At 40.4% G+C, this 11,017-nt stretch carries 3 protein-coding genes and 1 pseudogene; 2 read left to right on the top strand and 2 right to left on the bottom strand.

Annotation, left to right across the window (positions count from 1 at the left end; genetic code table 11):
- Positions 1 to 71 precede the first annotated feature (71 nt).
- Complete coding sequence (locus tag PUQ00_RS30380; protein WP_300423483.1) at positions 72 to 1,268, top strand: site-2 protease family protein; 1,197 nt, start codon at positions 72 to 74, stop codon at positions 1,266 to 1,268.
- A 261-nt stretch (positions 1,269 to 1,529) separates the two neighbouring features.
- On the opposite strand, the gene PUQ00_RS30375 is transcribed toward PUQ00_RS30380, so the two are convergent.
- Both PUQ00_RS30375 and PUQ00_RS30370 read right to left on the bottom strand, forming a co-directional pair.
- The gene (locus tag PUQ00_RS30375; RefSeq protein ID WP_300423481.1) at positions 1,530 to 6,077 is read right to left on the bottom strand and encodes a caspase family protein; all 4,548 of its coding nucleotides are present in this window, start codon (positions 6,075 to 6,077) and stop codon (positions 1,530 to 1,532) included.
- 349 nt (positions 6,078 to 6,426) lie between these two features.
- Entirely contained in the window at positions 6,427 to 9,894 is a 3,468-nt protein-coding gene (locus PUQ00_RS30370) for a caspase family protein (RefSeq protein WP_300423480.1), read from the bottom strand.
- A 491-nt stretch (positions 9,895 to 10,385) separates the two neighbouring features.
- On the opposite strand from PUQ00_RS30370, the pseudogene PUQ00_RS30365 reads away from it, so the two are divergent.
- Positions 10,386 to 10,700: pseudogene (locus tag PUQ00_RS30365) on the top strand (ISAs1 family transposase); the annotation flags it as partial.
- Positions 10,701 to 11,017: the final 317 nt, after the last annotated feature.

The raw sequence follows: 11,017 nt of genomic DNA, 5'->3' as shown, positions 1-11,017 counted from the left end.
AAACCTCTCCGTATTCTCTCTTAGTCTTGTTCAGAAATCAAATAGGAGTCCTATAGTTTTAGGATAATGTAATGCAAACAAATTGGAAAATTGGGTCTTTATTTGGAATTCCCCTGTTGTTAGACCCGTTATGGTTTGTGATTTTAGGGTTGGCAACTCTCAATTTTGGGGTAGCTTATCAGGAATGGGGAACTGTTATAGCTTGGAGTGCTGGAATAGTGATGGCACTGTTGTTATTTGTTTCAGTGTTGTTACATGAGTTGGGTCACAGCTTGGCAGCCCAATCGCAAGGCATTAAAGTTAATTCAATTACCCTATTTATGTTTGGCGGCATTGCTGCTATTGAAGAAGAATCTAAAACTCCTTTTAAAGCCTTTCAAGTAGCGATCGCTGGGCCTTTGGTGAGTATCGGACTATTTTTCTTGCTCCGGTTAGTAGCTACTGTGATCCCTGACACTAGCCCACTCAGTGTCATGGTTGGAGATTTGGCCAGAATTAACTTGGTGGTAGCTCTATTTAACATGATTCCCGGCTTACCTTTAGATGGAGGGCAAGTGTTAAAAGCAGCACTATGGCAAATAACAGGTAATCGTTTTCAAGCTGTACACTGGGCTGCAAAGGCGGGGCAAATATTGGGTTATGGTGCGATCGCTTTAGGGTTTGTTGTAGATTTCTTGACCAGACAGTTAGTAGTTGGTTTGTGGATGGCGCTGTTAGGTTGGTTTGCTGTCCGCAACGCTAACAGCTATGACAGCATGACTACATTGCAAGAAAGCCTACTCAAGGTAGCGGCGGCTGATGCGATGACCCGTGATTTTCGCGTCGTTGATGCTGACCAGACATTGCGCTCCTTTGCCGATTTATACCTGTTGGAAACCGCTCCCTCACAGATTTATTTTGCTGCTTCTGATGGACGTTATCGGGGTCTAGTATCCATTGACGATTTGCGTTTAATTGAAAGGAGTCAATGGGAAACCCAAACCTTACACAGCATTGTGCATCCCCTGACAGAAATACCTACCGTTGCGGAATCAACATCGATCGCTGAGGTAATTAACAAGCTGGAAAATCAGCAGTTACCTCGAATTACCGTACTTTCTCCGGCTGGCGCTGTAGCTGGTGTAATTGATCGGGGAGATATTGTGCGATCGTTGGCACAAAAGTTAAATTTGCGAATAACGGATGTAGAAATTAAGCGGATCAAAGAAGAAGGTAGTTATCCGCCTGGGTTGCAACTGGGAGTAATAGCGAAATCAATTACAAATTAAACGTCATACACTCGTCATAGTTTTGCAATAGATTTGTCAAAAGCTTGTGTGATATTTAAATTGGTATTTGGTTACAAAATGCTTTTTTTGGGTAAAGGTAGGAAATCCTACCTTTTTTATTTATTTCTAAAAATGTAGCGTCGGCGTAGCCCCCACTTCGACCCTTCTCTACGAGACACTGCGCGTAGCTTGCTTCCCGAAGGGTACGGCGCAGGCTCAGGGCAGGCAAGCTCAGTGACCATCGTAGACAGCGCTTTTACCTTACTTGTGTGGATTTGCAGGGGTTGATGGTAGATTGTCACAGAGATGGCGATCGCTCTGGTTAGGGTTATTCTGCAAATATTCACCAAGACGATCGCAACCTTTAGCAAGCAGTTTGTCTAATTTACCAATTTCCCACAACTTAGCTGTGCCATCCTCGCTAATGGTAGCCACCATACTACTGTCGGGACTCAAAATGACGCTTTTGGTTTTGCGCTCCAAGTCTTTAAATTCTCCGAGCTTGGTTCCGTCCATATACCACAAGCTGACAGTACCGTCTTGTTGGACAAAAGCAGCTAAACTACCATCACTGTTAGAACTGATATTGTAAAGTTCCCCTATTCCTTGATCACGGGGAATAGTTTGTAGTTGTTTTCCTGATTTTACATCCAACAATACGATACTTTTGTAGGCTCTACTTAGTTGCTGTACACCAGCTAACAGAATTTGGTCGTCTGATTTCCAAATCACATTGTTAATCCTAATAGTTTCCTCATAAGGAAACGACTTATCATTTGGCTTACCTGAGGATACATTCAATAAGTAAACTTTGCTATTATTGTCATATCCAGTAACTGCTATGTGCTTACCATCAGGACTAAAACTTAGGTTACTGTTAGAGTCATATTTTCCAAGAAATTCTCTGTACTGCTGACTCGATAAATCTAATATGCCCACAGTTCCTTCCTGACTTAGGGTTGCCAGTTGTCTGCCATTGGGACTAAAACCAAGGCTATTGAAGACAGGGAGTTGACTGTTAAACTGCTTCACTGGCTTGCCAGATAAATCTAATAAGTGGACAACTCCATCTACTGCTTGAGTTGCTATCAGCTTGCCATCCCCGCTAAATGTGATACTGTTGATTTTTTCTGGAAGTATTTTTAATTGACTTGGCTGTTGTTCTTCCATACTCCAAAGACGGAGAGTGCCATCAGCGCTGGCAGTAGCGAGAACTTTACCATCCGAGCGAAAATTGAAATTTGCGATTTGACCTTTATGTCCTTTGAGTTGACTAATTATACCGCTGTCTAAATCCTGCAAGCGTATAGTACCGTCATTAAATCCTGCCGCAGCGAGCTTTTTACCATCTTGGCTAAAATTAATATCGATGTTCTGACCTAACAACTGTCGCGAGTAGTTTTGCCGCCATTGCCACAAATAACTTTCACTACCCACGATGCTTCTACCTCCTCCGTAGATAATTGCTATTTCCTCACTATTGGGACTAAGGATTACTTGATCGAGCATTACTGGAAACTGCTTGTCGATTTTACTTAATTCTTGAAAAGAGGAGTTAAACACGCTGACGCTTTTACCATCTGGAGTCTTAGTAACTAACAATAACTTACCATTTGGTTGGAAACCACCAGTCATTATAATATTGTTTGGAGGTACTTGTAATTCCTGATATTGGTTGCTAGTGAAATTCCACAAACTGGCAATGCCGTCATCTTGAACGCTAATAAGTTGACTGCCATCCTGGTTAAAACTAAGGCTTGTAATTGCACATGAATTGAAACTAGGAATGTCATTTGTATCTTCGCATCGATGTCCTTGTAATACTGTTGCCTGCTGTTGATTTTGCCAATCCCAAAATAGGATAGTACCCTTGTTTGTGCCAATAGCAAGTTGCCTACCATCGGGACTAAAAATTACCTGTGTAACTAAGTATTGATTTCCTGGTAACTCGGCTAACTTTTTGGCTTGTTTGTCCCATACTCTGACAGTGCCATCATTTTCAGTACTAACTACCAGTAGCCTACGCCTACCGTCTTTTTCCCAAAAAATACTTTGAACACCACTAGGAAACCCTTCTTGTCTGTTGTATTCTTTGACTGTATAAACTGCCTTTCGCAAGGTTCTAATTACTTGAAGTTGTTCATCTTCTTTTGGCGGTGGTACTTTCAACAGCCACCGATTCTTAAGGGATTCTCCAGCTGATAAACTATTGAGCAAGGCATCTAAAATCAGTTGATTTGAACGTAAGTCGGCATCTGCGGATTCTTTCTCACTCAGCATTTGATTTATCGTTGCTTGTCTAAGATTAATTAATGCCCAAACAGTTAACCCGCTTAAACCCAGCATGATTGCGATCGCAATCCGCCATCCCCAACTAATGTCCCGGCGTTTCTGTAAAACACTTTGTTGGACAAATTCTGTTTCTAACTTATTAAACCAATTGTCATGAGACTGAAGTTCCTGATTTAAGACATCAAGATAAGGATTACTATTCCAAAGAAACTGTTTAGGTTTCTCTCTCAAACCCTCTTGTTGATGCTGTCTTTGCTGCAATCCTTGAAAAAGCCAAGTTATGATTTTTTTACTAAATTTGCTAGATAAGTTTTCAACAACGTAGAAGCAGCTATCTAACCGATCAATTACAGTTTCAGCTTTGGCTTGCAAACCTAATGGCTGTTCCTTGCTAGCGACACTTTTCCACTCTTCGGCAGCCGGTGTCAGCCGCCGTTGTAAAATTATGTCTTCTTCTTCTTCTTTTTTCCACTTGAGTAATTTATCCCATCCCTGTACTAAAGCATCATGGGCTGGCTCTACATAGGGTTCGCCTTGAGAATTAGAACCTTCAATGATTAAGCGGGCTTCAGAAAAACGTTTGATGACTATTTGCACGCGATCGCTTTCTTGCTTATCGGGGTAAATTAGTTCAGACTTGGGAACCTGTCGCCTTGCTAAGTCACCACCCTGCAATGAAATCATCCGCAGCATCACCTGACGCACTGTGTTTTCATATGCGGGATCTTTTGCAACTAACTGATCGTATTCTTGGTTAGCACGTTTAGTCAGAGAACCAACTACTCTTCCCAACTCTTCGTAATCTTCCTTTTTTAAAGCGCGGTTGTCCCTTCGTTCCGCCAAATATTTCAGGTACAATTCGCTGAGGGTGAAAGAAAGCAAGGGTAAAGCACCTGGCATTTGTACGACTTCGTTGATCAGTTCATCCACCAAGCTGGGAGGGTCGAAATATACCACTTTTTCGGACGCTGGTTTCTCAATTGCTTCCCGGAATTCATCCTGGGTCATTGGTGGGACGACAAATCGGGTATCATCATTCCAGAAGTCTTTGAGTATAGAGTTTTGAAACTGACCCTCAAAGTCCTGCCGCAGAGTGATAACTACGTGGATGCTATGAGGATATTTAGCGATCGCATTTTTAATCAATTTCTGAAATTGCTCTCGTTCTTCGTCCCTTTTACATAGAGTTATCAACTCTTCAAATTGATCAATTGCCAGCAATAGCTTAATCTGGGGATTAATCTTGCTAACGATGTTTGCTAAAGCTTGCTCGTCTTTTGCCAGTTCTACAGCAGTAATTGTATTTGCAATTGGTAAACACACCTGTGCTAAGGCCTGCAAAGGACTTTCCCCTGGACGCATGGGGTCTAAAATTTGAAATTTATACTCCTGGGAATGACGCAGACGGTGTAACAATCCGGCTTTCATTAAGCTGGATTTACCCGTTCCAGAAGCACCTAGTACCACTGTCAACGTTTGTTTATTGGAAACGACTTGCTGATAAAGCTGTTTGATCAGGTTCTCTCTACCAAAAAACAAGTTATTGTCTTTTTCGTCGTAGGATTGCAATCCTCGATAAGGATTATTTTCTAAGTTAAGTGGTGGTGCATCCTCCAATTTATCTCGGTCAAAATTAGGTAACAGAAAGATGAATTCCCCTTTGTCATGTTTTCTGAGTGGACACAGACTTGGAGTTTGTCGCTTGTAGTTCTTTTCTGTGACAACTTCAACCTGATCTCGCAGATATGAATAAAGTTCAGTTGCTGTGATAATGCCATCATCATTCGAGTCAGCTTTTTTGTCAGTTCCACGTAGGGCATCAAAAAGCGCTTTGGCAAAGGGAGAGTGAATCTCGTTACCTTCTTTTACTTCCCCCCGCACACCCAAAGAATCCAAAGCTTTTTGATCGTCTGCTGCGGAAGTAATTACTTGCCAAGCTGCATCGCTGATAAAGCGATCGTAGCGTTCTTTGTAAACTGTGACTTTGGGTAAAATCTCTCGCTTGAGACTTGCCCATCGGAAAGCGCCTGCAAAGCAACAATCGAGAATTGCCAACATATGCCGACAAGGGAGTGCATTCAGGGCATCATGTAACTCTTGCATCGGCAAGTAGGTACTACTATCTCCTAATGTGGCATCTTGCGGAATCAAATAACCCACTGGCCCCTCTTGATTTTCTAGAGCCTCTAAAGCGATACCATGTCCAGCAAAATATAAGAGGACGCGATCGCTCTCGGTAACTACAACTTTTTCGTTGTCAAAAGGTATTTGTCCTTGTTTGAAGTCTTCAATCAGTTCTTTGAGTTTGCTAAGGGTAACACGTTGATTCAGTAGCAACTGGACTTCATATTTATTTTGTACTTGATATTGCTGTTTGAGATTTTGATGTTGCTTTTGGATAATTTGAGCAAGTTTGTGAGCATCAGGAACGGCTGTTTCTAACTCTCTAATACCATTTATATACTTATTGATACCGATAATAATCGCAAAATTAAGGTTGAAATTATGCTTAGACATTAGTAGACCTCCTCTAATATCAATTCCAGTTGAATACTTATGAAAATCTTACGCACAGACACAGCATCACGTCGCTTTGCTCCGAATTCAAAATTCAAAATTAATGATCCCCATAAATAAATTCAGGGGCTTGTATCCTTTTCGTTTTCGGTCAAGTCTGATACTTTTAACACAATACTTTTAGGTTAAGATAACTTGTACGACTGATAACTTCGCTTTGAAATGTTGCATTGCAACGTCTCTACGTATATCAAATTTCTACAAAACATCCTTAATTTAACTGTATTGGGATATAATTTATCAAGGCAACAATAACAAAAGTAAATGTTTATTTTTGCGTTTCAACTGTCTACTTGTTTTGGTGGGCGATGATCGCTATAATCAAAGCGTCTAACCCGACTTCTGGTAATTCGATGCTGAAGTAACTTAAGTGGTCGCAAGCTACTTGTTGAACAAAGGGCGATCGTTTGCGCCCTTTTGGAATATTCTCAATACTATCTACAGTGACTGCAATATCATTTGGTATACCAAAGAAAGGTAAATTTACAACTTTGTTAAATAAACTTCGCTGTAACCGTTCTAAAACACTAGATTTTTTATCTAGCTGTTGCTCCAATGCTGCCGGAATAATAGATGTGTTGCCAGCGATAATCGAGTAGGGAATGTCAGGGTCTTCACTTGCTGCCAAAGATTTGAGAAAATCAGAGTTTGGGTTTAACTCAGCTAGAGCTACTCTAATGTTTTTTTCAAGAATTCCTATCAAACCTGTCAGCACTGTTACAGGCCAAGCAACTGTAGAAAGTCCGTTGAGTCCAATACCCAAAGTAAGTTTTACCCAATCTTCAACAACTGGCCAAGGAGAACCGGCATTTGGTGTACCTAACATAATTAAATGTTGGACAACTTTATTACCTCCTTCTCGCTCAATAAACCAACGAGAAACTAAACCTCCCATTGAATGAGCAATAATGTGCAGTTCTTTACCGTGGTTTGCTCCTAAACCCACTTCTATTAGTCGCCGTTTCAAATTTTCAGCATTATCTTTAATTGAAGTATTCAGGTTTTCGTAGTCAAAGGTAAGAACTACATCGTAAAGCTTGCTGATAGAAAGCTTTTGCCCATCTGGTTGTAATACTGTTTGATTAATACTACTAATTAAACTTTCAGTATCGCCAATAATACCATGTATATAGAGGGCAATTATTTGGGCTTTTGCTACTTGCTGCCGAACATCAATTACATCACGTTTATAAGTTACTTTATTATCATACCCCACCTCAGCCACTGCTAAAATGGGATATTTAAATTCCCGTCCAAAATGGCGACTGATTACTTTTTCAAAGAAGATGCGAATAGACCCTTGCAGGCTACGTTCTCCCTGACTAACTGGGGCTGTTAATCGTTCTATCTCAATTTCTATTTTGCCATCTTGAGTTGTTTTACCGCGACCTAAAGGTAAAAAGAATTCACCATCATAGCCTACAGCAAGAAGATATTCATTGTCTGCTAACGGTGCATCTACTAATAACTTCAAAGGTGCATCTGGGGTGACAACTGTGTAATCTTGAATCTCGTTCAATTCCAATACACTTAATCCAGGGTCAGTACCTCGACTGCTAGTAAATTGGAAAGGTCGAGTAACTTCTGCATCTTCCCGTAGGATAGGAGGCAAAATTTGATTTCCTAAATCTCGGCTGACTTGCGGTGTGGTAGTTAGGCGAGCATTTGCCACTAAGCTAGGATGTATCTGTAATTTCACCCCTGCTGCTAATAATTTTTGTTCTGTCTGAGAAACTGGGGTAGAGTCTAAGGGACGTACAGTGGTAATCGTAATTTCCTGTGCATACCAATCATCATACTTTGCTGCACTTTTGGCTTTGATTTCGCGATTTTGAGTTCGATTCATCAAACGGTCAAGGCTACTTTGATTTGCAGATTCTAAATTTCTTGTGGCAGGTGGACGAGGAGCATCAAGTTTATTCTGAGTCAGCAATTTAGCATCAAAGTCCTCGTTACTGACAATCAATTTAATTATGTCTTTGTACTCAGTAATCCCCTGTAACCACAACTCGTCTGGGACTTCGAGTATCAAGTCTTCGCCATCTAGAGCCAGTGCTTCTTCTCCCGGTTGTAGCCTAATGCTACCTGCTTCAAAAAATGGGGTGCTAATAGCGAAACTGTCTGAAAGATTAACTAAGCCAAAGTAAAGTGGGTTCTGACTTTTATTGGTGAGTTTCAGTTTAAATTCTGGATTTTGCCACTTACCATCTTTATACATGTACTGCGAACGCATCTGCTGCAATTGAGATGATTCTTCATTTTCAAAGATGAGTTTCATCTCTACATCATTGGCTCTAATCTTAGTTGCTGGATTTGAGAGTTCCGCAATTGTTGTCCAACGCGAAATATGTTCTAAACGTTTAATTGCCTGTTTTGCATTGTCTGGACTATAGCCATCAATTTGAGCTACTAAAGGTCGGTCATCTGTAGGTCGGGCAATCAAATACTGTTGATGACGACAAAGTAGGCGAAACTCGGCTTTACCAACTTCATTCTCCTCGCGCACATAGGGTGAAGCTTTACCATCAAGTCCAGCTGTTGCTAGTGCTTGGCGTGCGAGAGTTACACCGGCTTCATCTCCCTCAATGTGAACGCCTAAAGGTGGTAGCGGTAGGCTGGTAACAAATGCTTTAAAAGAAGTACCATCAGCAGTGAGGTTTGGCACATCTTTGATATCTACCTGACTCTGCGTTGGTAGTAACCTAGTCACTTTTGCTGTACCCACAGACTTTGCTGGGTCACGCAGGTCTTGGATATTGGCATCAAAGGAAAACAGTGCTAGTAAAGTGGTTTCCCCGTTTTTGGGTGGTTGCACTCCGTGAACAGCCCCACCATCAATTACCCAGCCATAGTTTGGGTCATTTTTAACAATAAAGTAGGGGTGACGTTCTGCGATCGCTCCATCAAGGAAAAATTTGTTTTCATCATTAGGATTATTCACTTCCAACTGAGGAGACTGGGCTGTAATTTTACTGCGGATGATCGCATTTGTCCGCCCAAACAAATCTCGATAAGTCAATTTGCCATTGGCTTTAGCAAGTGTATCTATCAAAAAATAAGAGAAACTACCCCGATGTTTCTCACCGCCGTAGTATTCCTTCGCTGTTTCGTAGTCTCGACAAGCTGCTAGAAGTACATGACGACCTTTGGGTATCTTCCAGCCACTGGGGTGTTTTTCCGGGTCACGGGAATCTGAAAGTTGCGTTAAGTCGGCGAGCGAAAAAATAAAACTATCCAGTGGGCGTTCTCGCCTGTCTGTAGATAAGCGACGTATTCCTGTCTCTTGCAATGGATCTTTTGTGCCGGAACCAGAGTGGCAGCAATCCATAATAATGGTAATGTGCGGGTCTTTTTCTGCTACTTCGGCAATGAGTTTTGCTAATTCTTTATCTGCCAAATCCCAGCCGCCTTCAGTACGACTGTCATAACATACTATAGTTTCATTAAGATGGTCGGGTTCTAAGTGCCAAAATTCTTTTGGTGTCAGTTCTTGAGAACCGTGACCACTGTAGTAAAACAAAACTATATCATCTTGCCCAGCTTGACGAAGATGCTTCCGAAAACCATCAATGACTCCCTTACGGGTTGCTTGGTTATCCTTAAGGGTTTGTAAATGTAATTGGTATTCTTTTTGATCAAATCGTTCGTTAAGATACTCTTCTATTGCTGTAATATCGTTTACACAACCTTGGAGGTGATGATTTAAATCAGGATAATTGTCAATACCAATAAGCAAAGCATATAAGTTACGAGTCATGGTTATTTGTATTTCTTGAAGCTATGATTTATAAATTGCTCAGATAAAATAGGATTTTGGCTTTTTTTCCCATTTTTGTGTTTCTTGAAAGTCTCTATTCAACGCAGAATACAAGCGGATATCAAAGGTTTTAGTATATTCACTAAAACCTTTATCATTCGTATAAAATATCTAATTAAATTTAAATATAGCGCTTCCCATTCAGATGCGGTACAACATTAGATCACGAGGTGTAGGGACTGTTCTGTGCCCATTGGTGCAGCTTTTCTATAAACCATAATAGTTTAAATTTTATCTATAGAAAATCTATATAACTAATACTCTTTCGGATAAACCTCATATAAAAACTCATCTAAAACTAAGTTCAAGCCTTATATTCCGGATTTATGGCTTGTGATAAAAAACACTTGGGTTAGCCAAATTTAGGATAATTTAATTGATACATTATCGAATGACACTAAGAAAAACTGAAACACTTGTGTTTCAGCAGGATGAAATCAATCCATAGGATAACAGAGGGTGAAGTTGTTGCCCTAGACGGAAAAACATTGTGTGGCTCTTATGATAAAATTAATCAGAAAAGTGCAATAGTAATGGTAAGTGTATGGGCAACTACAAATAGATTAGTTTTGGGTCAAGTTAAGGTTGATGATAAATCGAATTAAATTACAGCAATTCCAGAATTATTAAAGGTATTAGAACTGTCTGGATGTATTGTTATAATTGATGCAATCGGTTGTTAAAAAGAAATTGTGAAGTTAATCACACAACAAAATGCCGATTATGTGATTGCATTAAAAAAGAATTAACAAAATCTTTATGATGAAGCTGAAAAATTATTTTGGTCAGGGATAAGGACAGGTTTTAAAAGGCTTCAGCATAGCATATATAGAACAGAAGAATTCGGGCATGGTCGTCATTAAATTCGCCAATATCTGATGTTATCTGATATTCAGTCGCAGCTTGACCCAGATTCGATTTGGTCAAATCCTCTACAATGCTGGCAGTTCATCTAGGATTTAGTGCAACCAACGTAAACACGGTAATCCCTGGACGGGCAAATCGCAAATTTATCAAACAGAATAAAGGTGCCAGTCGCCAGAATTCACTTGGGTATTTTGTG

It is taken from the genome of Nostoc sp. S13 (assembly GCF_029379315.1).
Taxonomy (GTDB): Bacteria; Cyanobacteriota; Cyanobacteriia; order Cyanobacteriales; family Nostocaceae; genus Nostoc.
This window is presented reverse-complemented; position numbering and strand designations above follow the sequence as displayed.

Coding starts and splice junctions, on each gene's coding strand:
- PUQ00_RS30380 (WP_300423483.1), top strand. CDS start 72: ATGCAAACAAATTGGAAAATTGGGTCTTTATTTGGAATTCCCCTGTTG.
- PUQ00_RS30375 (WP_300423481.1), bottom strand. CDS start 6,077: ATGTCTAAGCATAATTTCAACCTTAATTTTGCGATTATTATCGGTATC.
- PUQ00_RS30370 (WP_300423480.1), bottom strand. CDS start 9,894: ATGACTCGTAACTTATATGCTTTGCTTATTGGTATTGACAATTATCCT.